We start from the raw sequence: 26997 nt of genomic DNA on the forward strand, positions 1-26997 counted from the left end.
TTGGACTACAGCGACAACAAACTGCCTACGCTGGTGCGGCGATACCGATGTGCGCAAACGTCTGTTCTGTTTCCGTTGCAGCCCTCTTGTGTGTGATAATTTCCCACACACAAGCGCAGTATACGTGGGAAATTATCACACATCAACATGCGTGTGATAATTTCCCGCACTTTATGTTAAAGTGACATCAACCTGCTTTGCACCATCCCGACAATGTCCCAGTCCGATACCCAAGCAATCAACCCATCACCCGCTTTTGTGCTGGCTTTGCGTCAAGCGCTGCGTCCATTGGTACGCTTGATGATGGCGCGGGGCATCACGTTCTCCTATTTGACGGAGCTCCTCAAGTCTTTGCTGGTCGAGGTAGCCGAGCATGATTTTCCAATCGATGGAAAACCTTCTACGGACAGTCGAATAAGCCTGCTCTCGGGGCTGCATCGAAAGGATGTCAACCGCTTGCGACAGCCACGGGTTACGGCAGAAGAGAAGATGCCCTCGGTGGTGTCTTTGGGCGCGCAACTGGTGGCGCAGTGGCTTGGCAATTCGCTCTACCTGGATGCACAGGGGCAACCCAAGCCCTTGCCGCGCTACATCAGCGAGGGCGGCGCACAGTCCTTTGAGGGGCTGGTGGCAGGTGTCAACAGTGATATACGCTCGCGTGTGGTTTTGGATGAATGGTTACGTCTGGGGGTCGCACATTTTGATGAGCAGTTTCGCGTGTGCCTCAATACCCAAGCTTTTGTACCCGCTAAAGGTTTTGACGAAAAGGCCTTTTACTTTGGGCACAACCTGCACGACCACGCTGCCGCCGCAGCCCATAATTTATTGGCTCAAACGCCATCGTTTTTAGAGCGTAGCGTGCATTACAGGGGGTTAAGCGCCGAGTCTGTCGAACATTTGGCGGCGCAGTCGCAAGAACTCGGGATGCAGGCGTTATTGGCTGTCAACAAAACAGCCATAGAACGGGAACTGTTGGATGCTGCGTCGGAAGCACCCCGTCAGCGCATGACATTTGGCATTTATTTCTACGCCGAGCCATGCCAACTTGAGCCCGCCAATCCTGCTCCACTCGAAGGAGTCGAACATGCCATCAAATCCTAGTTTTTATGCGCGTCAGGGCGGTCCGACTTTGCTGCGTCTGATCGTTGTGCCGCTGGCTGCTTGGCTATGCTTATTTTTGCCCATGCCAGTGCAGGCCCAAAATGTCTGCGCAACCCAAGCCTCACCGGTCAATCCCGGATCACGCAGTGGTGTGGCTGCGATCATGAAAGATCCCGGTGGAATAGGTGGCACGGGCATGGTGGCAAGCAAGCCCTTGTTTGGGGAAGGCGGCATTGGCGGCACCGGTATCGTTGGTGTGATCACCGGTTTTGCCAGTATTTGCGTCAATGGCATTGAAGTGCACTATGACGAGAAGACTCCAGTGCGGGACAACGGTCAATCAGGCTCTGCGAGTCAACTCGCGGTGGGGCAAGTGGTCGCCGTGACTGCCACAGAAGATGGCGCGCAAATAACGGCCCGTGGCATTTCGATGATTCATACCATCGTAGGACCTGTCAGTGCATTGGATGTGGCAAAGGGCCACTTGGAAGTTGTAGGCCAAGAAGTTTCGGCACTGGAGTCAGTTGATTTGACCGTGCTGCATACAGGTGATTGGGTTCGCGTGGGCGGCTACCGCACGGCCAATGGCGCAGTCATGGCGTCGCGTGTCGACCCATTCTCTGTGCAGGCGACTGAGCAACTGGCTCAAGTTCGTGGTCCCGTCAGTGTGCTTCAAGGCAATACCGTCATGGTGGGTGATACGCAGATCGATTTGGCATCGTTGGCGCTACCTCATGGCTTGGCCGTAGGGCAGGAGTTGTGGGTCAGTGGGATGTGGAACGATGGTGTGTTGCATGCCCGACAAATCGCTGTCAATCCCACGATGGAGGGTTTGGGTCACGTTAATAAAGTGGTGCTCGAAGGTTATATCCATCAATTGAGCGAGAACGAAATTAGCTTGGGTTTTCAGTCTCTAAAACTCGCGCAAGGTGTGCATATGGTGGGTGGTACGAAGGCTGAACTCGCAGTGAACCGTCGCGTGCAAATCAGCGGTCGGGTTGAAACGGATCAACGTATCACTGTCGATCGGATTGAGTTCAAGGGTTCGACATCAAAAAGTAGCATGGCTGGCTCCGCAGTCATGAACAGTGCAGGGGGCACAGGCGGTACGGGTAGCTCAGGAAGTATGGGCGGTTCAGGCGGCATGGGGGGCTCAAGTGGTTCAGGCAGTTCAGGTGGTATGGGTGGGTCCGGCGGCATGGGAAAATCTGGCGGCATGAAGTAACGGTTACTTGTCATGCGTGGAAGGTGAATAAGGACTCTGATTCACCGTGAATGCGCGCAGTTGAGTCACTTGTATTGGAACATGTGGCCCCATCGTGGCATCAATGTATGATGACGTCTATGGAAGGGGGGACACCGTGGAAGCCGTTATTAAAAGCCGCATCGACGCCGGTTTGAAGGCCGAGGTTGAACAAGTTCTGTCAGCCTTGGGTTTAACCGTCAGTGATGTGATGCGCATGACTTTTGCGCAAATCGCTGCGCGCAAGGGCTTGCCGTTTGATGTCAAGTTACCCAATGCGCAAACGATGGATGTGCTGAAAGAATCAGACGCTGCACTGAATCGCTTGCGCGCCGGCGCTGCACCGCGCTTTGACTCTTTGGACAATTATTTTGCTGCCATGGATGGCAAGGTGGCAAGGTCCGATGGCAAAAACTAAAGCGCGCAAGCTGCGGCAGTTTGAGCCACTCAAGGCTTTTGACAAAGACTGGGAAAAACTTGCACACAGTGGCCGTCATGAGCTGACGCGGCTCAAGGTGGTGATGGCTTTGTTGCTTGACCACGAGGCACCTTTACCCCCTGAATATCTGGATCACCCGCTGCAAGGCGGCTGGGACGGTCACCGCGAGTGCCATATCGGCGGCGATTGGCTTTTGATTTACCGTTTGGCCGATGTGGGCTCAAAGACCGAGAGAGTCATTTTTTGTCGAACGGGGACGCATTCAGCGTTGTTTGGCTACTACTGATGGCGACCCAACGCATCTCTGACGAACCCGCTTACGTCCTGCACCGCCACGACTGGAGCGAGTCGAGCCTGATTCTGGAGGTGTTCACCCGCCACCACGGTCGTATTGCGCTGGTGGCCAAGGGCGTCAAGCGGCCCAGTTCCAGTTTTCGCCCGATTTTGTTGCCTTTGCAGCTCTTGCATGTGGCCTTTGGCGGCGATGCCGAAATCCGCATCTTGAAGGCTGCCGAGTGGCAGGGCGGCCACGTCATGCCGACCGGCGATGCGTTGATGTCCGGTCTGTATCTCAATGAACTGTTGTTGACACTGCTGGCGCGCGACGACCCGCACACCCGCTTGTTTGACGTCTATACCCAGGTGGTGCAGGTGATCGCCTCCGGGCATGGCGAGGTTTTGCAGTCGGCCTTGCGCGCCTTTGAGCTGTTGCTGCTGCGCGAGATCGGCTTGTTGCCCCTGCTGGATGCGCAGACCATGACGCTGTTGGCACTCGACCCTGAGAGCCGCTACAGCCTGGTGCCCGAGGGCGGCTTGCGTCAAACCAATGACGCCGATCGGGCCAGCCTGAGCGGCGCCCAATGGGTCGCGTTGCAGCAGTCGCTGGTCGACTCGGCGCCGTTTACCGCCACGCTGCGCGCCTGTTCGGAAGTGATGACGCAACTCAAGCCGCAACTTCGCGCGCTGCTGAATTACCATTGCGGGGTGCAGACCCTGCGCACGCGGCAAATGATGATCGACCTGCAATCCCTTTCGCTATGACCACCAAGCTTTCAGTCAACCTCAACAAAGTGGCGCTGGTGCGCAACACGCGCCACCTGGGCATCCCCAGCGTGACGCGGGCGGCCACCTTGTGCCTGCAGGCCGGTGCCAATGGCATCACGGTGCATCCTCGGCCGGACGAGCGCCATATCCGCACCGACGATGTGCGGGACTTGGCGCTGTTGATGCAAGCCTGGCCGGATCGTGAATTCAATATCGAAGGCAACCCGCTGCACAATTTGATGGACGTGGTGCATGGTCTGGTTGAGAAAAAACTGCCGGTGCACCAGGTGACCTTTGTGCCCGATTCAGAGGGTCAATTCACCAGCGACCATGGCTGGAATTTCCCTGGCGATGCCAGTCGTCTGCGACCGTTGATTGCGCAAGCCCATGCGTGGGGCTTGCGCGTCAGCCTGTTCATGGATGCCGACCCGGCCGCCATGGCCGGGGCCCAAGCGGTCGGGGCCGACCGGGTCGAGCTCTACACCGAGCCTTATGCCGCCGCTTGGGGCACAGCGCAGCAGACCCCTCAACTGGCGCGCTTTGCCGAGACCGCACGCGCGGCACTCAAGCTGGGTTTGGGCGTCAACGCCGGCCATGACCTGAACCGCGACAACCTCAGCGCTTTCATTCAAGCCGTGCCAGGCGTCGCAGAAGTTTCCATCGGCCACGCGCTGATTGCCGACGCGCTGGAGCTGGGCTACAGCGCCACGGTGCAGGCTTACCTGCGCTGCATCGCCCAGGGTCGCTCGTGATTTACGGCATTGGCACCGACATTTGCGACGTGCGCCGCATCCGCGCCAGCCTGGCGCGCCACGGCGAGCGCTTTGCGCAAAAAATTCTCAGCGACGCTGAATTTGCCACCTGGCAGGCGCGTAGCGCGCGCTGGCCCGAGCGCGGCGTGCGTTTTCTGGCGACCCGTTTCAGTGCCAAGGAGGCATTCAGCAAAGCGATTGGCTTGGGGCTGACGATGCCCATGACCTGGCGCTCGTGCGAAGTTGGCAACTTGGCCAGCGGCAAGCCCACCATCGTGCTGCATGGCGCCTTGAAAGACTGGTTTGACGCGCGGGCCTTAAGCGCCCATGTGAGCGTGACCGATGAAACCGACTACGCGGCCAGCTTTTGTGTGGTCGAAAGTTTATAAGAAATTGGCCTCTAGCCCCCGTTTAATATAGGTAAGTAGCTATTAAAAATATAGCATTATTTTCTACCAAAGGTTTCCCGATGACCCAACATGCCCCTCTCCTCATCGACATTGCGGGCTTGAGCCTGTCCGGCATTGACCGCCAGCGCCTGCAACACCCCCTGGTGGGGGGGCTGATCCTGTTTGCCCGCAACTGGCAGAGCCGCGCCCAGCTGACCCAGTTGTGCCGCGACATCAAAAAAGTGCGGCGTGACTTGCTGATCTGTGTTGACCACGAAGGCGGCCGTGTGCAGCGCTTCAAGACCGATGGTTTTACCCATTTGCCGCCCATGCGGGCTTTGGGCGAGCTATGGATGAATGATAAGAAAGGCGGACAGGGCAGTGGTGCCATGCGTGCCACCAACGCCGCCAGCGCCTGCGGTTTTGTGCTGGGGTCTGAGTTGCGGGCCTGCGGTGTCGACTTCAGCTTCACCCCGGTGCTGGACCTTGATTTTGGCGCCAGCAGCGTCATCGGCGACCGCGCCTTCCATCGTGACCCGCGCGTGGTGAGTCTGCTGGCCAAGAGCCTGATGCACGGCCTGCTGCAAAGCGGCATGGCCAATTGCGGCAAACACTTTCCGGGCCATGGCAGCGTGGCAGCCGACTCCCACACCGCCGTTCCCGTCGATAAGCGCAGCCTGAAAGCGATTCTGGCTGACGACGCCGCGCCGTATGGCTGGCTGAACACCACGCTCAGCAGTGTCATGCCCGCGCATGTGATCTACCCCAAGGTCGATGCGCGGCCAGCGGGTTTCTCAAGCAAATGGTTGAACGACATCCTGCGCGGCCAACTGGGCTTTGGCGGTGCCATCTTCAGCGACGACCTGTCGATGGCCGGCGCGCGCCTGCTCGACGGCGAGCCGGTCAGCTACACCCAGGCGGCGGTGGCGGCATTGAACGCGGGTTGTGACCTGGTGTTGTTGTGCAACCAGTCGCTCGCCAGCAGCGAAGGTGGTGGCGGCGCGCTGGATGCCTGGATCAACGGGCTGACCGAGGCACAGCTCAAAGGCGCCTGGCAGCCGCTGGAGGCCAGCGAAGAGCGCCGCCGCGCTCTCTTGCCGCAAACACCCGCGCTGCCATGGGATGACTTGATGCTGCGCCCGGACTACATGCACGCGCTGACGCTGGTGCCTTAGGGGGAACGGTGCAGGCGCGGCGCCGTCAGCGCCGCGATCATGTCGGTGGTCGCGGCATCGATGTTGGGGTGCTGCGCCAGCAGTTTGGCTTGGGAGAGGAGGACGCGCAGTTGCTGCAAATCCTTCACCGTGGGGGCGACTTTGATCTGTGCCAGCGCGGCCGAACTGTTGCCTGCTTGAATCAGGGCGGCGACCTTGGTCGCCCACACTTGGGGACGTGACATACGAAGAACTCCTGACAATCGCTTTGCTTATAAGCCATTTTGGCACGTTGCCCTCGTGCTTTCTTTGTGAGTAGCTACTAAAAATATAGCTTTATTCAAGACGACAGCAGCGGGCGCCAAGCCTGGCAAGCTTGGCCCGTCCCGGTTGCGCGGCGACCGCCAGTGCGGCCGTCGGTTTCCGCGACAATGGCCGCCATGAATCACCCCCCGCACCTTTGGTTTCGCCTGGTTCCGGCCTATGCCCTTGGCTATTTCTTGTCGTACGGACTGCGCAGCGTCAACGCCGTGATCGCACCCGAGTTGATGCACGAGCTGGACATGACGGCCACCGGCCTGGGTCTGCTGACCTCTGCCTATTTGCTCGCCTTTGGCCTGTTTCAACTGCCGCTGGGTCTGCTGCTCGACCGCTTTGGCCCGCGCCGGGTCGAAGCGGCACTGCTGCTGGTGGCCGCCTCGGGCTGCACGCTGTTCGGCCTGGGGACGACGATCGGCGTGCTGGCGCTGGCCCGTGCGCTGATCGGCCTGGGCGTCTCGGCCTGCCTGATGGCCAGTTTCAAGGCCTTCAGTCAGTGGTTCCCGGTCGAGCGCCTGCCATCGTTGACGGCCACCATCATGGTCGCCGGTGGTCTGGGCGCGCTGTCAGCCAGCGTGCCGGTGGAGGCCGCGCTGCCGCTGCTGGGCTGGCGCGGCGTGTTTTTTCTTTGCGCCGGTCTGCTGGTGCTGACGGCGGGTTTTCTGCTGACGGTGCCCGATCATGCCGCGGGTACACGGCGCGAGCCTTTCGTTCAGCAACTGCGCTCCCTGCGCGCCATCTTCTGTGACCGCACGTTCTGGCGCTTTGCGCCGCAGGGCTGCCTGGTTTCTGGTGGCTTCATGGCGATCCAGGGCCTGTGGGCGATGCCCTGGCTGATGGAGGTCAGCGGTGTGACGCGCACCGATGCCGCCGGTGTGCTGTTCTTGCTGGCGCTGGCCATGCTGGCCGGTTTTCTCTTCGTGGCCACCTGCTCGGGTCGGCTGGCCCGCCGCGGCATTGCGCCGATGACGCTGCTGAGCGTCGGCATGGGACTGGCGCTGCTGACCGAGCTGGCCATCATCCTTGACCTCGCCCGCCCCGCTTGGCTGTGGCCGCTGCTCGGCGTGTCGTTCAGCCTGAGCAATATCGCTTATTCGCAGCTCAGCGCCGCCTTCCCGGTGGCGCTGGCCGGGCGGGTCAATACCGCCCTCAATCTGCTGGTTTTCGTCGGCGCCTTTGGCCTGCAATGGGGTATTGGCGCCGCCGTCGACGGCTTCGCCGGTGGCATGAGCCGCGCTGCTGCCTTTCGACTCACGTTCGCCGCGCTGCTGCTGGTGCAGGGGCTCGCTTTTGCGTGGTTCCTGCTGCCCGTCAAGCGGGTCCATGCAGCGCCATGACGGACCGACCCGTCGTCCATCCATCCATCATGACTTTACCGAGGCCGATTCATTCATGAAGTCCAGATCAACCAGCGGGGGCCTGGTCTACAGCACCGACAGTGGGCGCATGTGCCCGCAGTGCCGTTTGCCCGTGGCCAGTTGCCGTTGCAGCGCTACTGTGGCTGCGGCGGCGTCAGATGGTGTGGTCCGCGTATCGCGTGAAACCAAGGGTCGCGCGGGCAAGGGCGTGACCCTGGTGCGCGGCCTGGCGCTGGAGCCGTTGGCGCTGGCCGCCCTGGGCAAACAGCTTAAAACGGCCTGTGGTTCGGGCGGGACGGTCAAGGAGGGGGTGATTGAAGTGCAGGGCGACCACTGCGTGCGCGTGATGGAGATGCTTAAGAGCCAGGGCTTTGTCGTCAAGCGGGCAGGGGGCTGAGCATGCAGCCGCAAGACCTGCAATTGCTGGTGACGCGCAGCATGCCGTTTGGCAAATACAAAGGCCGGATCATTGCCGACCTGCCGGGCGACTACCTGCGCTGGTTTGTGCGCGAGGGCGTGCCCAAGAGTGAAATCGGGCGGCTGCTGGCCCTGATGCATGAGATCGACCACAACGGACTCAACGACTTGCTCAAACCGCTGCGCAAGGCTTGAAAAAGTAATCTCTAGGCCACAAACACCCTTGCCTTGCGTGGCGTCAGCACCAGCGTGTCGCCTTCCTTGAAATCGAGTTCCCGGTAATGCTGGGCCGGAATTTGCGCCTCAATAATGTCGCCACTGCCGGCGGCTGATGCATCCAGGGGCAGCAGCTCCAGCCGGGCAATCGGCCCAATCACCATCGCGCGGGTCAGCTTGGCCACAATGCCGCGCGGCTGGTCTGCCGTGTTCAAGCCCACCACGTAGCGCTGCACATCGAGATCATGCGGACGCACGTAGGCAAAGGCTTTGCTGTCCTGCACATCGCTGTGCTCAGGGCTGGCCAGGCGCAGACCGTGCTGGTCTTCGCCGATGAGCATTTCGCCCTCATGGGCGCGACCATGGAACAGGTTCACGTCGCCCAAAAAGCCATAGACAAAGGGGCTTGCCGGGTGGTCCCACACCTCTTGCGGCGAGCCAATTTGCTCCACTTGGCCGCTGTTCATCAGCACCACCCGGTCGGCCACTTCCAGCGCTTCTTCCTGGTCATGGGTGACAAAAATGCTGGTGACGTGCAGGTCGTCATGCAGGCGGCGCAGCCAGCGGCGCAACTCCTTGCGCACCTTGGCATCGAGTGCTCCAAAGGGCTCATCGAGCAGCAGCACCTCGGGTTCCACCGCCAGCGCGCGCGCCAGGGCAATGCGCTGGCGCTGCCCTCCCGAGAGTTGTGACGGGTAGCGGTCTGCCAACCAGTCGAGCTGCACCAGACCCAGCAGCTCATGCACTTTTTGCTTGATCACGGCCTCTGCGGGGCGCGTCGCCTTGGGCTTCATGCGCAGGCCAAAGGCCACGTTGTCAAACACGCTCATATGGCGAAACAAGGCGTAGTGCTGAAACACGAAGCCCACGTTGCGCTCGCGCACATGCTTGCTTGTCGTGTCTGCGCCATTGACCACAATGTGGCCCTGGTCGGCGGTTTCCAGTCCGGCGATGATTCGCAATAGCGTTGTTTTGCCGCAGCCCGAGGGGCCGAGGAGCGCTACCAGTTCACCGGATTCGATGTCCAGGTTGACGCTGCGCAGGGCGTGGAAGGTGCCAAAGTCTTTGCTGACGTTGCGGATTTCTATGCTCATTTGGTTCGATTCAGTATGTGTTCTTAATGTTTGGGGCAATCGTGTTTTTTCGTTGTCTCCCCCACTCACTCCCCCAACCCCTCTCCCGCCCCGCCGGGCGGAAGAGGGGGGTCTCATGTGGCCGCGTCTTTGAAGGTGGGAAATTGGTCCTTGATTGCACGTTGGCCTCAAAGTGGCAGCAGCATCGCCCGCGGGCGCTCAAGTTCCTGGTGTCGTTGGCTGCCTCAGCGTCAAATGGCGCGGGTACGTCCCACCTGAAAACACGCGGCCAAATGTGGCGGTTGGCTCCCTCTTTCGCCCGGCGGGGCGAGAGAGGGCGGGGGGAGTGAGTGGGGGCAGAACAAGACATAACTAAATTAGCGTCAAAAATTCAGCAATCAACTCAAGCGACAGGACGTTCAGGCGGCAAGGCAGCCGCCGCCTTCTGGTCGCGTTCAAACTGCCACTCCACCACCGACTTGATCAACAGTGTCAGCACCGCCAGCAGCGCCAGCAGCGAGGCCACGGCAAAAGCTGCCACCGACTGGTATTCGTTGTACAAAATCTCCACATGCAGCGGCAGCGTGTTGGTCTGGCCGCGGATGTGGCCTGAGACCACCGACACCGCGCCAAACTCGCCCATGGCGCGGGCGTTGCACAAGATCACGCCATAGACCAGCCCCCACTTGATGTTGGGCAGCGTCACGTGCCAGAAGGTTTGCCAGCCGGTGGCGCCCAGCACAATGGCCGCTTGCTCTTCTTCGGTGCCTTGCGCCTGCATCAGTGGAATCAACTCGCGCGCGATGAAGGGAAAGGTGACAAAAATCGTGGCCAGAATGATGCCCGGCACGGCAAACACAATCTTGATGTCGTGCTCGGCCAGCCACGGCCCGATCCAGCCCTGCGCGCCAAACATCAACACGTAAATCAGGCCCGCCACCACCGGCGACACGGAAAATGGCAGGTCGATCAGCGTGGTCAAGAACGCTTTGCCCTTGAACTCGTACTTGGCCACGGCCCAGGCGGCTGCCACACCAAACGCCAGGTTCAGCGGCACCGCCACGGCGGCGGTGATGAGCGTCAACCTGATGGCGCTCCAGGCATCGGGTTCGCGCAAAGCTTCCAGTGCGGCAGGCAGGCCTTTGCGCAGCGCCTCGGTGAACACGGCGGCCAGCGGCAGCAGCAAAAACAGCAGCACAAAACCCAGTGCCAGTGAGATCAAGGAGACGCGTACCCAGGTGGGCTCAGAGGTTCCCGCACGCGCACTCATGACTTACCCCCGGAGCGGCGGCGCTGCCAGGCTTGCAGACCGTTGATGACCAGCAGCATGACAAACGAAATACCGAGCATCACCGTGGCCACGGCGGTGGCACCGGCGTAGTCGTATTGTTCGAGCTTGCCGATGATGATCAGCGGCGTGATTTCAGAAATCATGGGCATGTTGCCTGCAATGAAAATCACCGAGCCGTATTCGCCGATGGCACGCGCAAAGGCCATGGCAAAACCGGTCAGCAGCGCGGGCGCGATGGTCGGGAAGATCACGTAGCGAAAGGTCTGCCAGCGGCTCGCGCCCAGGCAGGTGGCGGCTTCTTCCAGTTCTTTCTCGGCGTCTTCCAGCACCGGCTGCACGGTGCGCACCACAAACGGCAGGCCAATGAAGATCAGCGCAATCACGATGCCGTTGCGGTTGAACGCCAACTGGATACCCAGCGGCTCCAGGTATTGGCCAATCCAACCATTGCCGGCCAGCAGCGCAGTCAGTGAAATGCCCGCCACCGCAGTGGGCAGGGCAAACGGCAAGTCCACCAGCGCATCGATGATTTTCTTGCCTGGGAAGCTGTAGCGCACCAGCACCCAGGCCAGCAACAGGCCAAAAAACACGTTGACCAATGCCGCCACAAACGATGCCCCAAAGGTCAGCCGGTACGAAGCCAGCACGCGCGGACTGGCCACGGCGGCCCAGAACTCCACCCAGGTCAGGGTGAAGGTCTTGAACAGCAGGGCTGAGAGCGGAATCAGCACGATCAGGCTGAGGTAGAAAAGCGTGTAGCCGAGCGTCAGCTTGAAACCCGGCAGCACGCGCCGGGTGGCGCGTTTGGCGGGCAAGCCACCCGCGAGGGGCGATGTGGAGAGGATGGCAGAGGTCATTGAAGCGTCATCAAAATGTTGTCGTGCCGGATGCGATCCGGCAGTCAGGGCGGTGTAACGCTTACTTGACGGTATAGATCTTGTCGAACTGGCCGCCGTCGTTGAAGTGAACCTTTTGCGCTTCAGAGAGCGAGCCAAAGTACTCGCTCACCGGGAACAATTGCAGCGGTTTGAAGGTGCTGGCGTATTTGGTCAACACTTTTTGGTTGCTTGGGCGAATGCCGTGCTTGGCGGCGATTTCTTGCGCTTCGTCGGAGTACAGGTAGTTCAGGTAAGCCTTGGCCAAATCGCCGGTACCTTTCTTGGCCACGGTACGCTCAACGACTGCCACCGGGTTTTCGGCAATGATGCTGACCGACGGGTGGATGGCATCCACCTTGCCGGCGCCAAATTCGCGGTCCACCGACACCACTTCAGACTCAAACGTGATCAGCACGTCGCCAATGTTGCGCTGTAAAAAGATGGTGGTGGCATCACGCCCGCCCTTGGCCAGCACGGGCACGTTCTTGAACAGCTTGCTCACAAACTCAGCCGCTTGCGCGTCGGTGCCGCCCGTTTTGCGCACATAGCCCCAGGCGGCCAGGTAGGCCATGCGGCCATTGCCACCGGTTTTGGGGTTGACCACGATCACCTTCACATCGGGGCGAATCAGGTCGTTCCAGTCCTTGATGCCTTTGGGGTTGCCGTTGCGCACCAGAAACAGCATGGTCGACGTGGTGGGTGAGGCATTGTTGGGGAAACGTTTGGCCCAGTCAGCCGCGACGATGCCGCTTTTGGCCAGAAACTCGACATCGGTGGTGGTGTTCATGGTGACCACATCGGCGTTCAGCCCATCGTTCACCGCCCGGGCTTGCGCGCTGGAGCCGCCGTGCGATTGATCCACCTTGACATCCTTGCCCGTGGTCTTTTTGTAATGGGCCACAAAAGCTGCGTTGTAGTCTTTGTAGAACTCGCGCGACACGTCGTAAGACGCATTGAGCAGGGTCTGAGCTGCTGCAAATTGTGTAGCTGTAAGCGCAATGCCGGCAATGGCTAGAGCCACTTTTTGCATAAATTTCATGGTGTTTCCTTTGGCGTCTGTAGAAAGTTAGAGGAGTGTGTACGGGGTGTCAGGCTGCGGCCAAAGCAGCTTGTTCAAAGGCGACAGCTTCACCGATGAGCGACTGCAGCAGCGCCAGCCCCAGCGGCCAGGGACCAAAGCCCGCCTCCAGGTTGATGTGCCCCGCGTTTTGCAGCCGTACAAATTCGCTGCCCCAGGCCCGGGCGTAAGCGCCTGCGGTGCGGACCGGGCAATAGGGGTCGTTGTTGCTGGCCACGATGATGCTGTGGTACGGCAGGGTCTGGCACGGCACCGGGGCAAAGTCGGCCAGCACACCCCGGCGCTCGGGGTCGGCCGGGGCCACCAGCAGCGCACCCTTGATGCGGGCGTTGGCCTCAGGGGGCAAGTGGACGGTGGCAATGCAGCCCAGGCTGTGCGCGGCAATCACCACCGGTTTGGTTTGAGCCAGTACCGTGCGGGCAATGGACGCAACCCAGGCGCTGCGCGAAGGTGCCACCCAGTCATCTTGCTGCACACGGACCGCGCCCGGCAGTTGGTCGGCCCACAGGCTCTGCCAGTGGCCAGCCGGCGAATCGCGCCAGCCGGGAATGATGATGATGCTGACCATGGGGAAGTGTTTGCGTTGCAAGCTGAAATTGGAGTTGGTCGCATTGTGGGGTGAGCTGCTTAAAACGCAAACTACTTGTTTTTCATTTGGTTATCTCGAAATTTGCATATAAAGGCGTCATTCATCGCGACAGCATGGTGGCTGATGGCTGCTTCAGCCTGCCGCTCCATAAGCCGATAGGCATCGGCTGCCGCGTTCTCTTGTTCAAGCTGCGTTGACAGGGGGTGCGGGTTCTGAAAGATGGCGCATGCGATGCCGCAGCGCCCGAATGGCCAGCACATGCAGCAGCAAGGCCAGCGGCACCATGAGGCCGGGAATGTACGAAAAGGGGAGGGTTCCGATGGCCGTGTTGGGCACCTCGGTGGTGATCAGATGCAGTGGCCCGGGGGCGGTGAGTACACCCCGCAGCGCCACATTGGCGAGCATGGCGATCCCGAGCACATTCCACGCCAGCGCAGCCCGGTCGGAAATTTTCCTTGATGCCAACAGCCATGCCATGAGCGGTGCTGAAGCGCCGATCAGAATGTCGAAGTTGGCGCCATGGAACGTCATCATCTTGGGCAGTTGTCCGTCACGCCACAGCTGGTCCAGGAAGAGTTCCACCACCAGGCGGAACGACTCCGTGCCCATCAGCAGCCAGGTCGGAAAGCTCAGTGCCACGGTCAATCCCATGCGGGACCGGGCCATGAACATGACCAGCAGCACCATGGGTGCGAGCAGGTAGAAAAGCCCCGGCGGCATCAGCGATGCGTTGCCAATCACGCCAGCGTAGCCCAGCATGCCGCCGTAGGCGATCCATGTCACCAAGCCGATCAGAGCCGGCGTCTTGTAAGGGCGCGGCAGGTAGCGCACCATGCCGGTTGCCACGATCACAACCATGGCGCAGGCGAAGAGCAGAAACAGCGTGTTCATGTTCATTCCCTTTCGCCTTATTGCGCCCGGGGAGTAGCCACCAGATGTACCGCCGGCAGGTCCAAGCCCGGCGTGTGTGTGGCGAGCCATTGCGCCGAGTCCGCCGCCAAAGCAGTCTGGGTGAGGCGGGGAAAATCGTTGGACCGTGCGAAGCGTGTCGGGTCCAGCGCGGGCGTCAACAGGATCTTCACCATGCTGCCCAGCGCACGCAGGCGGGCGCCCATGTTTCTTTGCGCGCTGGGCGATTGGCCGATGTAGCGGCGAACAATCGTCTCGAAATCTTCCGGCCGTTGCCCGGTGACCTCCAGCACGGCCTGCGTCGGTGCTCCCACGGCAAACGCGTTGCGCTGGTAGTCATCGAGGTACCACAGCACCTGGGCAATCGTGAAGTCCGGAAAGTTCAGCGCGCGGGCCACTTTGGTAAACATCCCGACTGGCGCATTGACATACTTGACCGGCCGCCCAAGAACCTTCGCATAGGTCGCCGCAATGTCTTCGGGGGACAGCAGCGCGGGTCCGGTAGGCCGGTAGGTCTTTCCGATGTGCGGCTCTGGACGTTCAAGTGCGGCCACGATCACCCGCGCGATATCCTCGTTCGACGGTGGCGCATTCATGCCTTCTCCAAGCGGCATGGGCATCATGCCGAACTGGGCGATCGGCTCCAGCGCGGCCATGTAGTTGTCGGCGAACCAACCCGGATTCACGGTGACCACATCAACATCGGGCATCCACGACAGCATCTTGTCGGACAGCCAGGTTTCGCGTGTGTGGATGGAGGGATGCAGCGGATCGGCCAGCCACTGGCTCAGGGCCACGACGACCTCAAGCCGCTGCTCTTGCGCGGCGCTGGCAAATATGGCACTGGCACTTAATCCGCCCCGCAGCAGCGGCGCACAGAAATAGGCGCGTTGCACATCCCGAAGGGCCTGGCGCACATCGTCCATGTCCTGCAGATTGCCCACTTGTATCTCTGCGCCGAGCGCTTTCAAGGCGTCGCTGCGGGCGTCCACGCGGCGCACCAGTGCGCGCACCGGGAAGCCTTTTTCCAGCAATTGCTGTGTGGTCTGAAAGCCGGTGTTTCCGGCGGCGCCGGTGACCAGTATGCGGGGCAGTGTCATGTTCATCTCCTGGGGTTGTATGATGATCATCATCTAATGAGGTAAAAAAAAGCAGCGAACCGATTCAGTCCAGCCACGTGCCGTACAAATGCAACAGCTGGGTGCGAACCGAATCGAGCAATAACTTGCTGAGCTTGGGGTCGTTGACGGCCCGCGCGACCAACACGCCTCCGGCCATGCTGGAGAGAAGCACCATGGCCTGCGTGAGCCGGCTCTTCTCACTGGCACCGGGCATGTAACGGGCCATCTGGTTCAGGTTCTGCTTGGCTGCCTGGGTAAAGGCGTCGCGCACGGAGTCCGCCTGCCCGGCAATCTCGGCTGCCAGCGCGGGGAGCACACAGCCAAAACCCGGCTCATCCCGGTGCGCAGGGCTCAGGTAATAGTCCAGCATGGCAGCCACTTCCTTGCCGGGCTTGGCCGCTTGGGCCGCCGCCATCAGTTGCTGAAAACCATGGTTCGCGGCGCAAACCGCCGCCTCTTCCACCAGCGCATCCCGGTCCTTGAAGTGGGCATAGAAGCCCCCGTGTGTCAGGCCCACCTGCGACATGAGATTGGAGATGCCGATCCCCTGCAGTCCCTTGCTACGGAACTCCCTGGCGGCGATGTCCACGATCTGCTTGTGTGTTTCGGCCTTTTGGTCGGCGGGATAGCGCATTTTTGGTTCGCAATATTTTGTATGACGACCATCATACTATAGCCCGCGATGCCGTCAAGTGCATTTGCCAACGACGAATTTGCATCAGCAAAAACAGACTTGTTTGCGTTCCTTAATTTTCTAAGCCATTTAGGCCTTTAGCCGCCGTCAATACTGTGTCATTAACTATCAAAATAGTAGTGACTTACGGCCTGCGGTCTCGCGCGGATGTTTATGCATTTTCAAGGATCGATGCTTGAAATCCGTCGTTCACCACAGTCCTTTGACTGCCTAATATTTGAGTCTTTGATGTCCACCGGGGAAACAACATTACCGAAGCCTTGCGACTCGCACTGCGACCCGTTGGTGTCATCTGATCAAACACGTCCTGCACGCCGGCATTACCATTGACTACTTCGCAGCGGTAAGAATCATTCGAGGTTCGGGCGTCAGTGGCAAGTTGCGACCAACTGTTCCAGCCTCCATCCGTGCCCGCAAGAACGCCTCAAACTGCTCTCTGGGCATGGGCTTTGCGAAGTAATAGCCCTGGACTTCATCACAGCCATGCGCCATCAGGAAGGACAATTGAGCTTGCGTTTCTACGCCTTCCGCGATCACACTGAATCCGAGGTTGTGGCCCAGTCCGATGGTGGCAGCGGCAATGGCGCCGCCCGGGTGTCCGGGTTCATCAGTGATATCGCGGACAAAGGCGGCGTCGATCTTCAGGCGATCAATGGGCAGGTCCCTGAGTTGACCCAGTGACGAATAGCCTTGCCCGAAGTCATCCAACGCGACCATGATGCCGCATTCGCGCAGGGACTGGAGCAGGCGTGCAGCTTCGTCAGGGGACGCCGTCACCGCCGTTTCGGTGATTTCCAGCTCCAATCGATCCGCCGGCAAGCCGGTTTCCGCTAGTACACGTTTCACCAGTGTGAACAGATTCTTGTCCTGGAACTGTCTCCCCGAGACATTGACGCCGATCCGCGGCAGTGGCAAACCGTCTCGCAGCCATTGGCTCGCCTGTCGGCAGGCGTTTTCCAGCACCCACTCACCGATGGCGCCAATCTGGTTGGTAGCTTCTGCCAGGGGGATGAACACCGCTGGCGAAATGAATCCCTTCTCCGGATGATGCCAGCGCAACAACACCTCGGCGCCGATCACCTGTTGTTCAGGCAGGGACAGCTGGGGCTGGTAATACAACTCGAATTGCTGATTTTCCAGCGCCCCGTGCAACAGGTTTTCCAGCTCCAGTTTTTCATGGGCATGCAGATTCATGTCCGATGAAAAGAAACAGAACCCGTTACCCCCTTCCGATTTGGTGAAGTACATGGCCGTGTCGGCATGTTTCATCAGATCGTCCATGCGTTCCCCGTTGCCGGGATAGAGGGCGATGCCGATACTGGTCGCCGTGCGCAGGGTGTGCTGGCCAATCTGAAACGGCTGGTTGAGATGCAGGCGGATTTTTTCGGCAACTGCTGAAGCCACAGATGGCATGTCATGGCCGCGCAAGATCATGACAAACTCATCGCCACCCAGCCTTGCCACCATGTCGTACTGGCGCACACTTGTCTTGAGGCGGTCTGCCACCTGGATCAGCAGGTCATCTCCGACCGGATGGCCGAGGGTATCGTTGATCGTCTTGAAACGGTCCAGATCGAGGAACACCACCGCCAATTGTTCTGACATGCGCTTGGCGATCAATATCGATTGCTCGAGGAACACCTGCAAATGCAGCCGGTTCGGCAGGCCGGTCAGGGTATCGTGGTGCGCGAGGTGTTCGATGCGCCGTTCGGTTTCCTTGTAGTGGCTGACATCGACGAAATTGGCCAGATAGAAGTCGATATCCCCGGCCCGGTCGAGCACCACGGAAACGGTCATCATCTTCGGGAAAACGCTGCCATCCTTGCGCCGATCCCAAAACTCGCCCTGCCAGAAGCCGCCTGTCCGAATGGCTGCCCACATGGCCTGGTACTCTTTCCGCGTGGTCCGTCCCGAGGACAGGAACTTGGGATTCTTGCTCAGCACCTCGGACTTGTGGTATCCGGTCAACGTCGTGAAGGCGGCATTGACATCGACAATCTGGTTGTCGCGGTCGGTAATCATGATGGCTTCGCCGCTGTACTCGAAGACATGCGCGGCCAGGCGAAGCTGGATCCGGTCGGCATTGCGCTGGATCAGATTGCGCACCCGCACGATCAGGACGTTGGTCGATACGGGTTTAACGAGATAGTCGTTGGCACCCAGATGCAGGCCGGCGATTTCGCTTTGCTCCGATGCGTCAGCACTGAGCAGGATGACCGGAATATCGCTGGTATGCGGGTCATCGCGCATCCGGCGCAGCACCTCAATGCCGCTCATGCCGGGCATCTTGACATCGAGCACGACCAGTTTCGGTTGGTCCGCCTGCTGGGCCAGCAGCGCCAGGGCCGAAGCGCCGCTGATGGCTGTCTTGAGACGGAAATCCGCTTTGAGCCCCGCCACCAGGACATGCAGATTGGCCGCCAGATCGTCCACCAGCAGGAGCAGCGGCTTCTCGGATTGAATCGGGTGGGTCTCGTTCATCCTTGTACCGCCTGTTCTACCCGCAACAGCTTGAACGCCTCCAGGACCTCGCCATGTTCGAAGTTGTCAAGGTGATGCCGCAACTGCCGCGCCAGCGGTGAATATGGCAAATCGGCGGTGCTAATCCGCTGCAAGGCGACCAGCAAGGCGTCGGGAATCACTTCCTGGCCGACGATGAAGGGCTCCAGCGCCAGCAAGGTGTGTTCCAGCGAGACAGGCTCTACCGCCGCCGCCTCGGCCAGGTCGGTTTGGACGTGGCCGGCGATATGTTGCTGCATCTGCGTGAGCGTCTCGACCAGGGTTGTATGGAAAGCGAAGCGAGAGGCCAGTGGCGTCGCCGACCTCAGTTCTTCGATCAAGCGGCGGCTGGCCTCGGCCAGCGCCACCGCGCCCAGATTGGCGGCAACGCCTTTGAGGGTATGGATCAAATCGACGGCTTCGGTCGTGTTTTTTTCCGCCAGCAGTGCGTCCAGGCGCCCGACGATGTCGTGATGGCGCTCAACGAACCCCAGCAGCAGGCGTTGCTGCAGTGCACGGTCGCCGTCCAGGCGGCGCAGGCCTTTCACCAGATCGAGCACCGGCTCGCCCGCCTGAATGGTCGGCGTGGTGGCGGGCGGCGTCTGCGTCCCCGGCCGGGTGTACATGACGAGCACCCGCGCCAGATCTTCGGGCTCCACCGGTTTGGCGACGAAGCCATTCATGCCGGCTGCTCTACACCGCGCCCTGTCTTCTTCCATGACCGCCGCCGTCATGGCCACGATCGGCAGGTTTTTCCCCTGCGGCAGTTCGCGAATTCGACGTGCGGCTTCGATACCGCCCATAACCGGCATGTGCAGATCCATCAACACGAGGTCAAACTGCTGGTGTTGAATCAGTTCCACGGCTTCGCCACCATGCCAGGCAACGGTAACGGACACGCCGCGTTTTCTCAAGAAACTGGATGCGACCTCCTGGTTAAGGTCATTGTCCTCGACCAACAACACGCGAACACCATCGAATCTCTGGGCAACAAGTTCATCCGATGCATCCGGGTGGCGGGGTTCGCCCTGCAGCAAGGCATCGAACAAGTAGGAAGGCACCACCGGTTTGGTGAGAACCCCGTCGATGTTGGCGGCTTCGGGTTCTTGCAGCAGCGATTGTTTGTCGTAGGCGGTCACCATCAACACCTGCAAAGGTGTCGGGAGTCCCTTCGCTTCGTCCTGTGCCTTCAGCGCGGTCGCCACCTCCAGGCCGCTCATGCCGGGCATGCGCCAATCCAGCAATACGGCATGGAACGGCCGTCCCGCCCGGTTCGCCTCGGCGACCCGGGCCAGCGCTTGCGGTCCGCTTTCTGCCTCGGTCGCTTCCATCCCCCAGGCCTGCAGCAGGCGCGACAGGATCTGGCGCGACGTCGCCTGGTCGTCCACCACCAGCACGCGCTTGCCGTGCATCTGCTGCAAGTCCTGACCCATGTGGGTGACGCGGCGAAAGTCGTCCGGCGCCATGCCGACTGCGACGCTGAAGCTGACGTTCGTCCCCTGGCCGACCGCGCTGTCCAGCGTGATCTGGCCGCCCATCAACTCCACCAGCTTCTTGGCGATGGTCAGCCCAAGCCCGCTGCCGCCGTAGTTGCGCGTCGTGCTGGAATCGGCCTGTGTGAAGGATTGGAACAGGACGCCGATCTGTTCCGGTGCCATGCCGATGCCGGTATCGCGCACGTTGATGCACAGGGTCAGCGTGGCATCGCCATAGTGCGCGACCCGCACGCCGATATGAATCTCGCCGTGATCGGTGAACTTGATGGCGTTGCCGACCAGATTATTGAGCACCTGGGTCAGGCGTAGCGGGTCGCCTATCACCTGCAGCGGGGTCTCGGGTTCGATGTCGAGGAACAGTTCCAGCCCCTTCTCTTCGGCCTGGGCGCTGAACAGGTCGGCGACTTCCAGGAGCACCGCCTCCACGCGCAGGGGGATCCGCTCGATCGCCAAGCGCCCGGCCTCGATTCTCGAAAAGTCCAGGATGTCGTTGATGATGCGCACCAAGGCCCGGCCGGACTTGCTGACCTTGATGAGCTGCTCCCGTTGCTCCGGCTTCAGGTCCGACTCCAGCACCATGCGGGTCAACCCCAGGACGGCGTTCATCGGGGTGCGAATCTCGTGGCTCATGTTGGCCAGGAATTGCGACTTGGCGAGTGTGGCAGCCTGGGCGGCTTCCTTGGCACGTTTGCGCTCGGTGATGTCGGCGCGGATCGCAACATACCTGATTGGTTTACCGCTGTCATTGACATAGGGCACGATGGTGGTCGACACCCAATACAGGGAGCCATCCTTGGCGCGGTTGCAGATGTCACCTTTCCAGACCTCGCCGCTGGAGATGGTGCGATACATGGCCTCGAAAAATTCTTTTGGATGTGCGCCGGAATTGAGCAGCCGATGGTTATGTCCAAGCAGTTCGTCACGGGAATACTGGCTTATCGCGCAGAACAGATCATTGACATAAGTAATTGTGCCGCGTACGTCAGTGGCAGCAACAATCGCATGTTGATCCAATGCGTATTTTTGATACGTCAATTCGGCTTCATTGTGCCGACTCTGCTCCAGTGCTGTTTCGAGCTTGGCAACCGTGATGACGTAATTGGAAAAATAGCGGCGCATCGCGCCGATCGAGAGACTCACGATCAATCCATCGGCGCAAAAAATCACCACGGATATCAGTGTGTGATGTTGAAATTCGAATACAAACGCCTCGTAAGGGGGGAAGAAGAAATAGGTGCCCATCGTGGCGCCGATGAAGGTGGTGAATAGCCCTGGCCCGGTGCCAAAAAGCACCGCGGAGATTGCGACAGCGGGAAAAAAGGTGATGAATTGCAGTCCGGCATCTTCCGGTGCAATGACCATGCGGGCAAATAGAGCAACAACCGAGAGAACAAGCGTCAGCAGATAACGGTACAGTCCCTTGTGTTCGGAATGCGCCAGCTTTGCGTAGAACCGATCCAGCAGGTTCAGCAGCCTATTCCAGGCTGGATGCTTGTGTCGCAACTCCTGGTTTGGGAGCAGACTCACGGATCGATCGCTTGCCTTGCCGTCGTCATTGCCTTGTATTTTCCCGCTGGTATTCATGTTTGTCCTCAGTCATTGCCACCACACGCGCATCCGCATGTAAGCGGGGTTGAGCAAGGCGTTGGTTGTGCTTGCAGGTCCGCACGACGCGACGTACCGCCACGCAACGCCTGCGCCATGAGTGCCCTGATTTCGGGCTGATTGACGTGTTTCTTGAATTCGGCGATGGCCAGCTGATACTTGTCTGCCGCAGTCTGACAGGTGGCTCCCTGCGCGTTCAGGCGCGGCTGAACCCGCAGATGGGCCGGAACAAGATATTGCTGCTAGCAGAGCCAGACTCCCACCGCGCCCGCCAGTCGCATGGGCGCCGCTGTGACTGCAGGCAAGCGTAGATCGGGTAAAGGAATTCTTGTGATTGTCAATAACATTTGTCGCAGTATCCTGTAAAGATTGTGGTTAACAGTCAGGCGACTCGAATATTGTGCTGCCCAATAGGGCTATTGCTGCAAAGTCGCTGGCTGGGGTTGTGTGAGTCCCTTGTCCTGATTTGCCCGTGGACACCTCGATTGAAAGCAAAAATCTATGGGGCTGAAGATTTTTCTCATTGTCATCCTTGCTCTTGTCGTCATTTTCTTGGTGGCCGTGGGCTATGGCGGATTTCGCTGGGAAGATGGCACTCGGGAACTGCGGGCGCGCCTGGACGCGGCTCGCGTTCCTCTGCACCCGCAGGTGGTCGATTTCCGAGAACTCGATAACCTGCCCCCGCCCGTCAAACGATTTTTCCGCAAGGTACTGAAAGACGGGCAGCCGATGGTGGCTGGCGCAAGGGTTCGGCACAGCGGTACTTTCAACATGGGCGAAGCGACCGACCGATGGAAGTCATTCACGTCGAGCCAGCAGGTCATCACCCAACGACCGGGATTCGACTGGGACGGCCGAGTCAGCCTGATGCCGGGCTTTCAAGTGCGGGTGCACGACGCCTATGTGGCCGGTGAAGGCATCCTGCACGCCGCTTTGTTCGGGCTGTTTTCAATGGCCAAGCTGCGTGGCACCGGCGATGTGGCCAAGGGCGAACTGATGCGCTTCTTCGCTGAGGCAGCCTGGTACCCCACGGCGCTGCTGCCCAGCCAGGGTGTGCGCTGGGATGCAGTGGATGATCACTGTGCTCGCGCGACTCTCACCGAAGGCAGTATCGCTCTGACAATGCTCTTCACCTTCAACCCGCAGGGGCTGATCGACACCGTGCGCGCCGAGGCGCGCGGACGCACGGTGGGTGGCGCGGTGATTCCGACACCCTGGCAAGGTCGCGTCTGGAACTATGAAGAGCGTGGCGGTATGCAGGTGCCGCTCGATGCAGAGGTCGCATGGCTGCTGCCCGAGGGCGCAAAGCCCTACTGGCGTGGTCACATCACCAAGATCGACTATGAATTCGAGCGCTAATTGCTGCGCAACAGGTCAAAACCCGGCAATCACCGCCCCCTTGAACTGGGTCTGGATGAACCTGCGAATCTCATCCGACTGGTAGGCCTTGACCAGTTTCGCCACCCACGGTTTGTCCTTGTCCTGCTCACGCACGGCAATCAGGTTGACGTAGGGACTCTTGGCACTTTCCTGGGCGATGGCATCGCGGTTGGGTTGCAGACCGGCTGACAGGGCGTAGTTGGTGTTGACGGCCGAGGCATCCAGGTCGTCCAGCGAGCGCGGCAGTTGCGCGGCATCGAGCTCCACGAACTTGAGCTTTTTCGGGTTGTCGATCACATCCAGCGGCGTGGCTTTCAGGCCGGCTTCGGGTCTGAGCTTGATCAGGCCCTTGTCCTGCAGCACCAGCAAGACACGTCCGCCGTTGGTCGGGTCGTTGGGGATGCCGAACTTGGCACCTTCCTTCAGGTCTTCCAGATGCTTGACCTTTTTGGAATACAGACCAATCGGGAAATTGACGGTGTAGCCGACGTTGGCCAATCTGTAGCCACGGTCCTTGATCTGCTGATCCAGATAGGGTTTGTGCTGGTAGCTGTTGGCATCGAGGTCACCGGTGGCCAGGGCGGCGTTGGGCTGCACGTAGTCGCTGAATTCGACGATCTGGATCTTCAGACCGTCTTTCTCGGCGATTCTCTTCACCTGCTCAAAGATCTGGGCGTGCGGCCCGGCGGTGACGCCGACCTTGAGCGCTTTGTCTTGTGCCAGCACGGGTGAAATTGTGGCCGCCACCAGCAGGGCTGCAGCGGCTTGGATCAGGGAACGTTTGTTCATGAATACTCCTAAGTGAAAAAAATTCGCTATTAAAAAAAATAGTGCCATATGTAGATGACACGGGGGCTAGAGGGCTAAATGACCATTAGCGATGGCTGATGCGCCGCACCGCCCAGTCGCCCGCGCTTTGGACCGCCTGCACAAACACAATCAGCACCAGCACCACAGCCAGCATCACCTCGGGCAAAAAACGCTGGTAGCCGTAGCGGATGCCCAGGTCACCCAGGCCGCCACCGCCAATCGCTCCGGCCATGGCCGAGTAGCCGGTCAGGCTCACCAGGGTGATGGTCAGCGCCGCCACGATGCCAGGCAGGGCTTCGGGCAAGAGCACCTTGAACACGATCTGGCGCGTGGTGGCGCCCATGGCCAGCGCCGCTTCCACCAGCCCATGGTCCACCTCGCGCAGCGCGGTCTCGATCAGCCGGGCCACAAAGGGCGCCGCCGCCACGGTGAGCGGCACCACCGCGGCTGCCGTGCCGATGGAGGAACCGGTGATGAAGCGCGTGAACGGGATGATGGCCACCAGCAGGATGATGAAAGGCGTGGAGCGCACCGCGTTGACGGTGGTGCCGACGATGTGGTTCAGCGGCAGGTTCTCCAGCACGCCGCCGCGGCCGCTCAGGTGCAGGTACACGCCCAGCGGCGTGCCCAGCAGGGCGCCCACGGCACCCGAAATGGCCACCATGACCAGCGTCTCCCACAGCGACGAGGCGAACAGTTCCAGCAACTGGGGGGTGAAGGTTTCAAACATGGGCGATCTCCTCTTCTTGCACCACCACACCGGCGCTGCGCAGGTGCGCCACGGCTTGTACCAACTGGGCGCTGGCGCCGCGCACATGCACTGCCAGCGAGCCAAAGGTCTGGCCCTGGATGTCGTCGATCTGGCCGTGCAGGATGTTCAGGTCCAGGCCGAAGCGGCGTATGACATCGCTGAGCAGCGGTTGCCCCGAGCCGTCACCGGCGAAAGCCAGGCGCAGCAGCTGGCCGCTGCGCTGCGGCTCGGCCGCCATCAGCGCGCGGATGCGCGCAATCACGCTGAGGGGTAGTTCTTGCGGCAAGATTTCGTCAATCAGGCTGCGCGTGGTGGCGTGTTGCGGCCGGGTGAATACGTCGATGACGGCGCCTTGCTCCACGATGCGCCCGGCATCGATCACCGCCACCCGGTCCGCCACCTGCTTGATGACCTGCATCTGGTGTGTGATCAGCACAATGGTCAGGCCAAAGTCGCGGTTGATCTGGCGCAGCAGGCCCAGAATCGAGCGTGTGGTTTCCGGGTCCAGCGCCGAGGTGGCCTCGTCGGACAGCAAGACCTTGGGCTTGCTGGCCAGCGCCCGGGCAATGCCCACGCGCTGTTTCTGGCCACCGCTGATCTGGGCCGGGTAGCGCTCGCGCAATGCGGACAGCCCCACCAGATCGAGCAGCTCATCGACTCGCGCTCTGATGAGAGCCGGGCGCACGCCGGAGAGCTCCAGCGGCAAGGCCACGTTGTCAAACACGGTGCGGGACGACAGCAGGTTGAAGTGCTGAAAGATCATGCCGATCTGATGCCGCGCCGCGCGCAAGGCCGATGCCGACAGCGCGGTCAGCTCCGCGCCCGCCACGTGCACCTGGCCTTGTGAGGGCCGGTTGAGCAGGTTGATCACCCGGATCAGCGAGCTCTTGCCCGCACCGCTGCGGCCAATCACGCCAAACACCTCGCCCGCGCGCACCTGCAGGTTGACACCCTGCAAGGCTTGCACCGGGGCCGGGTGACCGGGGTAGCTCAGGCTGATGTCTTTTAGTTGGATCATCGGTCAAGCCGCCCGGGCGTCCTGGCGAACCAGGAGATGCTGGTTCTCAGGTCGCGCCAAGCCCAGGTTTTCACGCAGCGTTTTGCCTTCGTACGCCGTGCGAAACAGCCCTCGGCGCTGCAGCTCGGGAATCACCAGGTCCACGAAGTCATCCAGGCTGCCGGGCAACACCGGCGGCAAGACATTGAAGCCGTCGGCCGCTTCGTTTTCGAACCACAGCTGCAGCTGGTCGGCCACTTGCACGGGCGTGCCCACGATGGTCCAGTGTCCGCGCGCGGTGGCAATCCATTGGTAGAGCTGGCGGATGCTGAAGCTGTGCTTGCGCGCAATGTCCACCATCATCTGTTGGCGGCTGACCCAGCCCACGGTTTTGGGCAGTTCCGGGAACGGGCCGTCCAGCGGGTACTGCGACAAATCGGTGCCGCCGGAGAGTCCCGCCAGCAAGGCCAGCCCGGCCTGCGGATGAATCAAGTCATTGAGCTGCTGCAGCTTGGCTTGCGCTTCACGTTCGGTGGCGGCCACGTAGACCGAGACCCCCGGCATGATCTTGAGCTGGTCGGCGCTGCGGCCAAACTTGGGCAAACGGCTTTTCAGTTCACGGTAAAAAGCCTGCGCATCTTCCAGGCTTTGCTGGGCGGTGAAGACCACTTCCGCCGTGCGCGCGGCCAGTTCCAGCCCAGGCTCGGACTGGCCGGCTTGCACGATCACCGGGTAACCCTGTGGCGGGCGCGACACGTTGAGCGCGCCGTCCACGGAAAAATGCTTGCCCTTGTGGTGCGGCGGGTGCAGCTTGGCCGGGTCAAAAAACTGGCCGCTGGCCTTGTCGCGGATGAAGGCATCGTCTTCCCAGCTGTCCCAGAGTTCGGTCACGGTATCGACAAACTCCTCGGCGCGGTCGTAGCGGTCCGTGGCAACCGCTTGCTGCGCGCGGCCGAAATTGCGCGCGGTGGCATCGTCGGTCGAGGTCACCACATTCCAGCCCGAGCGGCCCGCGCTCAGGTGATCCAGCGAGGCAAACTTGCGCGCCAGCAGGTAGGGGTCTTCGTAGGTGGTCGATGCGGTGGCGATGAAGCCGATGTTCTTGGTCACGGTAGAGAGGGCAGAGAACAGCGTCACCGGCTCAAAGCCGGTGCTGCGGTCGCGCCGGCCCGCATCATCACCGCCAAAATTCACCGACAGGCCGTCAGCCAGGAAGTAGGCGTCGAACAGGCCGCGCTCGGCGGTCTGGGCCAGGCGTTTGTAGTGTTCAAAATCGAATACGCTGCTCGATGCGGCATCGGGGTGCCGCCAGGCGGCCACGTGTTGTCCGGCGCCGGGTAAAAATGCGCCGAGTCTGAGTTTTTTGCTCATGATGTTTTGCTCCTGAACTTGATT

At 60.6% G+C, this 26997-nt stretch carries 27 protein-coding genes; 12 read left to right on the top strand and 15 right to left on the bottom strand.

Translation table 11 applies throughout. The annotated features are described in order from the left end of the window. Positions 1–213 precede the first annotated feature (213 nt). The 8 genes from RFER_RS08845 to nagZ all read left to right on the top strand — a co-directional run bounded on the left by RFER_RS08845 (position 214) and on the right by nagZ (position 6143). Positions 214–1101, top strand: a complete 888-nt coding sequence (locus RFER_RS08845) for a DUF6502 family protein (RefSeq protein WP_011464044.1) — start codon at positions 214–216, stop codon at positions 1099–1101. After that, entirely contained in the window at positions 1085–2326 is a 1242-nt protein-coding gene (locus tag RFER_RS08850) for a DUF5666 domain-containing protein (protein ID WP_011464045.1), read from the top strand. Before RFER_RS08845 ends, RFER_RS08850 begins: the two co-directional genes overlap by 17 nt. A 136-nt stretch (positions 2327–2462) precedes the next feature. Next, entirely contained in the window at positions 2463–2762 is a 300-nt protein-coding gene (locus tag RFER_RS08855) for a type II toxin-antitoxin system RelB/DinJ family antitoxin (RefSeq protein WP_041791784.1), read from the top strand. After that, complete coding sequence (locus RFER_RS08860; protein WP_011464047.1) at positions 2749–3069, top strand: type II toxin-antitoxin system YafQ family toxin; 321 nt, start codon at positions 2749–2751, stop codon at positions 3067–3069. Before RFER_RS08855 ends, RFER_RS08860 begins: the two co-directional genes overlap by 14 nt. After that, the gene (gene recO, locus RFER_RS08865) at positions 3069–3824 is read left to right on the top strand and encodes a DNA repair protein RecO (protein WP_011464048.1); all 756 of its coding nucleotides are present in this window, start codon (positions 3069–3071) and stop codon (positions 3822–3824) included. The genes RFER_RS08860 and recO overlap by 1 nt, the downstream gene beginning before the upstream one ends. Further along, positions 3821–4579, top strand: a complete 759-nt coding sequence (locus RFER_RS08870; RefSeq protein ID WP_011464049.1) for a pyridoxine 5'-phosphate synthase — start codon at positions 3821–3823, stop codon at positions 4577–4579. The genes recO and RFER_RS08870 overlap by 4 nt, the downstream gene beginning before the upstream one ends. Continuing rightward, a complete protein-coding gene (gene acpS / locus RFER_RS08875) occupies positions 4576–4968 on the top strand; it encodes a holo-ACP synthase (RefSeq protein ID WP_011464050.1) in 393 nt (130 codons plus the stop codon). Before RFER_RS08870 ends, acpS begins: the two co-directional genes overlap by 4 nt. 80 nt (positions 4969–5048) lie before the next feature. Continuing rightward, a complete protein-coding gene (gene nagZ / locus RFER_RS08880) occupies positions 5049–6143 on the top strand; it encodes a beta-N-acetylhexosaminidase (protein ID WP_011464051.1) in 1095 nt (364 codons plus the stop codon). On the opposite strand, the gene RFER_RS08885 is transcribed toward nagZ, so the two are convergent. Next, the gene (locus RFER_RS08885) at positions 6140–6367 is read right to left on the bottom strand and encodes a hypothetical protein (protein WP_011464052.1); all 228 of its coding nucleotides are present in this window, start codon (positions 6365–6367) and stop codon (positions 6140–6142) included. The genes nagZ and RFER_RS08885 overlap by 4 nt on opposite strands. A 195-nt stretch (positions 6368–6562) precedes the next feature. On the opposite strand from RFER_RS08885, the gene RFER_RS08890 reads away from it, so the two are divergent. From RFER_RS08890 to RFER_RS08900, 3 genes are read left to right on the top strand one after another with little or no spacing between them, the layout of a single operon-like run. Further along, positions 6563–7777, top strand: a complete 1215-nt coding sequence (locus RFER_RS08890) for an MFS transporter (RefSeq protein WP_041791788.1) — start codon at positions 6563–6565, stop codon at positions 7775–7777. 55 nt (positions 7778–7832) lie between these two features. After that, entirely contained in the window at positions 7833–8195 is a 363-nt protein-coding gene (locus RFER_RS08895; protein ID WP_011464054.1) for a translation initiation factor Sui1, read from the top strand. A gap of 2 nt (positions 8196–8197) precedes the next feature. Further along, positions 8198–8410: a DUF3820 family protein gene (locus tag RFER_RS08900; RefSeq protein WP_011464055.1), complete on the top strand. Its 213-nt coding sequence runs from the start codon at positions 8198–8200 to the stop codon at positions 8408–8410. A gap of 11 nt (positions 8411–8421) precedes the next feature. On the opposite strand, the gene RFER_RS08905 is transcribed toward RFER_RS08900, so the two are convergent. The 10 genes from RFER_RS08905 to RFER_RS22965 form a co-directional block, all read right to left on the bottom strand. Next, positions 8422–9525, bottom strand: coding sequence for a sulfate/molybdate ABC transporter ATP-binding protein (locus RFER_RS08905; protein ID WP_011464056.1), 1104 nt, complete (start codon positions 9523–9525; stop codon positions 8422–8424). A gap of 382 nt (positions 9526–9907) precedes the next feature. Beyond that, positions 9908–10774 carry a sulfate ABC transporter permease subunit CysW gene (cysW, locus tag RFER_RS08910; protein WP_011464057.1) on the bottom strand — a complete coding sequence of 289 codons (867 nt, stop codon included), beginning with the start codon at positions 10772–10774 and terminating at the stop codon, positions 9908–9910. After that, positions 10771–11652 (bottom strand): sulfate ABC transporter permease subunit CysT, encoded by an 882-nt coding sequence (cysT, locus tag RFER_RS08915; RefSeq protein WP_011464058.1) that lies wholly within the window; start codon positions 11650–11652, stop codon positions 10771–10773. The genes cysW and cysT overlap by 4 nt, the downstream gene beginning before the upstream one ends. A 61-nt stretch (positions 11653–11713) precedes the next feature. Next, positions 11714–12712, bottom strand: a complete 999-nt coding sequence (locus RFER_RS08920; protein ID WP_011464059.1) for a sulfate ABC transporter substrate-binding protein — start codon at positions 12710–12712, stop codon at positions 11714–11716. 49 nt (positions 12713–12761) lie between these two features. Then, entirely contained in the window at positions 12762–13319 is a 558-nt protein-coding gene (locus tag RFER_RS08925; RefSeq protein ID WP_011464060.1) for an RBBP9/YdeN family alpha/beta hydrolase, read from the bottom strand. Positions 13320–13523: 204 nt separating this feature from the next. Beyond that, on the bottom strand, positions 13524–14231 hold the full coding sequence (locus tag RFER_RS08930; protein ID WP_011464061.1) for a hypothetical protein: 708 nt from the start codon (positions 14229–14231) through the stop codon (positions 13524–13526). A 17-nt stretch (positions 14232–14248) separates the two neighbouring features. Next, entirely contained in the window at positions 14249–15349 is a 1101-nt protein-coding gene (locus RFER_RS08935; protein ID WP_011464062.1) for an NmrA family NAD(P)-binding protein, read from the bottom strand. Positions 15350–15413: 64 nt separating this feature from the next. Next, complete coding sequence (locus RFER_RS08940) at positions 15414–16004, bottom strand: TetR/AcrR family transcriptional regulator (RefSeq protein WP_011464063.1); 591 nt, start codon at positions 16002–16004, stop codon at positions 15414–15416. Between the two features lie 390 nt (positions 16005–16394). Then, the gene (locus RFER_RS08945) at positions 16395–18545 is read right to left on the bottom strand and encodes a putative bifunctional diguanylate cyclase/phosphodiesterase (RefSeq protein ID WP_011464064.1); all 2151 of its coding nucleotides are present in this window, start codon (positions 18543–18545) and stop codon (positions 16395–16397) included. Continuing rightward, on the bottom strand, positions 18542–21643 hold the full coding sequence (locus RFER_RS22965) for a hybrid sensor histidine kinase/response regulator (protein ID WP_011464065.1): 3102 nt from the start codon (positions 21641–21643) through the stop codon (positions 18542–18544). Before RFER_RS22965 ends, RFER_RS08945 begins: the two co-directional genes overlap by 4 nt. Before the next feature lie 522 nt (positions 21644–22165). Here RFER_RS22965 and RFER_RS08960 point away from each other — a divergent pair. Next, complete coding sequence (locus tag RFER_RS08960) at positions 22166–23023, top strand: DUF6920 family protein (protein ID WP_011464066.1); 858 nt, start codon at positions 22166–22168, stop codon at positions 23021–23023. Positions 23024–23038: 15 nt separating this feature from the next. Here RFER_RS08960 and RFER_RS08965 read toward each other — a convergent pair whose 3' ends face one another. The 4 genes from RFER_RS08965 to RFER_RS08980 all read right to left on the bottom strand — a co-directional run bounded on the left by RFER_RS08965 (position 23039) and on the right by RFER_RS08980 (position 26973). Beyond that, positions 23039–23833: a MetQ/NlpA family ABC transporter substrate-binding protein gene (locus RFER_RS08965; protein ID WP_011464067.1), complete on the bottom strand. Its 795-nt coding sequence runs from the start codon at positions 23831–23833 to the stop codon at positions 23039–23041. Positions 23834–23918: 85 nt separating this feature from the next. Beyond that, positions 23919–24584 (bottom strand): methionine ABC transporter permease, encoded by a 666-nt coding sequence (locus RFER_RS08970; protein WP_011464068.1) that lies wholly within the window; start codon positions 24582–24584, stop codon positions 23919–23921. Further along, positions 24577–25623, bottom strand: a complete 1047-nt coding sequence (locus RFER_RS08975; RefSeq protein WP_011464069.1) for a methionine ABC transporter ATP-binding protein — start codon at positions 25621–25623, stop codon at positions 24577–24579. The genes RFER_RS08970 and RFER_RS08975 overlap by 8 nt, the downstream gene beginning before the upstream one ends. Before the next feature lie 3 nt (positions 25624–25626). After that, positions 25627–26973 carry an LLM class flavin-dependent oxidoreductase gene (locus RFER_RS08980; RefSeq protein ID WP_011464070.1) on the bottom strand — a complete coding sequence of 449 codons (1347 nt, stop codon included), beginning with the start codon at positions 26971–26973 and terminating at the stop codon, positions 25627–25629. Positions 26974–26997 lie beyond the last annotated feature (24 nt).

Source organism: Rhodoferax ferrireducens T118 (assembly GCF_000013605.1).
GTDB classification, from domain to species: Bacteria; Pseudomonadota; Gammaproteobacteria; order Burkholderiales; family Burkholderiaceae_C; genus Rhodoferax; species Rhodoferax ferrireducens.

Bases quoted from the DNA above. Each gene is read 5' to 3' on its own strand.
- RFER_RS08845 (WP_011464044.1), top strand. From the start codon at position 214: ATGTCCCAGTCCGATACCCAAGCAATCAACCCATCACCCGCTTTTGTG.
- RFER_RS08850 (WP_011464045.1), top strand. From the start codon at position 1,085: ATGCCATCAAATCCTAGTTTTTATGCGCGTCAGGGCGGTCCGACTTTG.
- RFER_RS08860 (WP_011464047.1), top strand. From the start codon at position 2,749: ATGGCAAAAACTAAAGCGCGCAAGCTGCGGCAGTTTGAGCCACTCAAG.
- recO (WP_011464048.1), top strand. From the start codon at position 3,069: ATGGCGACCCAACGCATCTCTGACGAACCCGCTTACGTCCTGCACCGC.
- RFER_RS08870 (WP_011464049.1), top strand. From the start codon at position 3,821: ATGACCACCAAGCTTTCAGTCAACCTCAACAAAGTGGCGCTGGTGCGC.
- nagZ (WP_011464051.1), top strand. From the start codon at position 5,049: ATGACCCAACATGCCCCTCTCCTCATCGACATTGCGGGCTTGAGCCTG.
- RFER_RS08885 (WP_011464052.1), bottom strand. From the start codon at position 6,367: ATGTCACGTCCCCAAGTGTGGGCGACCAAGGTCGCCGCCCTGATTCAA.
- RFER_RS08890 (WP_041791788.1), top strand. From the start codon at position 6,563: ATGAATCACCCCCCGCACCTTTGGTTTCGCCTGGTTCCGGCCTATGCC.
- RFER_RS08895 (WP_011464054.1), top strand. From the start codon at position 7,833: ATGAAGTCCAGATCAACCAGCGGGGGCCTGGTCTACAGCACCGACAGT.
- RFER_RS08900 (WP_011464055.1), top strand. From the start codon at position 8,198: ATGCAGCCGCAAGACCTGCAATTGCTGGTGACGCGCAGCATGCCGTTT.
- RFER_RS08905 (WP_011464056.1), bottom strand. From the start codon at position 9,525: ATGAGCATAGAAATCCGCAACGTCAGCAAAGACTTTGGCACCTTCCAC.
- cysW (WP_011464057.1), bottom strand. From the start codon at position 10,774: ATGAGTGCGCGTGCGGGAACCTCTGAGCCCACCTGGGTACGCGTCTCC.
- cysT (WP_011464058.1), bottom strand. From the start codon at position 11,652: ATGACCTCTGCCATCCTCTCCACATCGCCCCTCGCGGGTGGCTTGCCC.
- RFER_RS08920 (WP_011464059.1), bottom strand. From the start codon at position 12,712: ATGAAATTTATGCAAAAAGTGGCTCTAGCCATTGCCGGCATTGCGCTT.
- RFER_RS08925 (WP_011464060.1), bottom strand. From the start codon at position 13,319: ATGGTCAGCATCATCATCATTCCCGGCTGGCGCGATTCGCCGGCTGGC.
- RFER_RS08930 (WP_011464061.1), bottom strand. From the start codon at position 14,231: ATGAACACGCTGTTTCTGCTCTTCGCCTGCGCCATGGTTGTGATCGTG.
- RFER_RS08935 (WP_011464062.1), bottom strand. From the start codon at position 15,349: ATGACACTGCCCCGCATACTGGTCACCGGCGCCGCCGGAAACACCGGC.
- RFER_RS08940 (WP_011464063.1), bottom strand. From the start codon at position 16,004: ATGCGCTATCCCGCCGACCAAAAGGCCGAAACACACAAGCAGATCGTG.
- RFER_RS08945 (WP_011464064.1), bottom strand. From the start codon at position 18,545: ATGAACGAGACCCACCCGATTCAATCCGAGAAGCCGCTGCTCCTGCTG.
- RFER_RS22965 (WP_011464065.1), bottom strand. From the start codon at position 21,643: ATGAATACCAGCGGGAAAATACAAGGCAATGACGACGGCAAGGCAAGC.
- RFER_RS08960 (WP_011464066.1), top strand. From the start codon at position 22,166: ATGGGGCTGAAGATTTTTCTCATTGTCATCCTTGCTCTTGTCGTCATT.
- RFER_RS08965 (WP_011464067.1), bottom strand. From the start codon at position 23,833: ATGAACAAACGTTCCCTGATCCAAGCCGCTGCAGCCCTGCTGGTGGCG.
- RFER_RS08970 (WP_011464068.1), bottom strand. From the start codon at position 24,584: ATGTTTGAAACCTTCACCCCCCAGTTGCTGGAACTGTTCGCCTCGTCG.
- RFER_RS08975 (WP_011464069.1), bottom strand. From the start codon at position 25,623: ATGATCCAACTAAAAGACATCAGCCTGAGCTACCCCGGTCACCCGGCC.
- RFER_RS08980 (WP_011464070.1), bottom strand. From the start codon at position 26,973: ATGAGCAAAAAACTCAGACTCGGCGCATTTTTACCCGGCGCCGGACAA.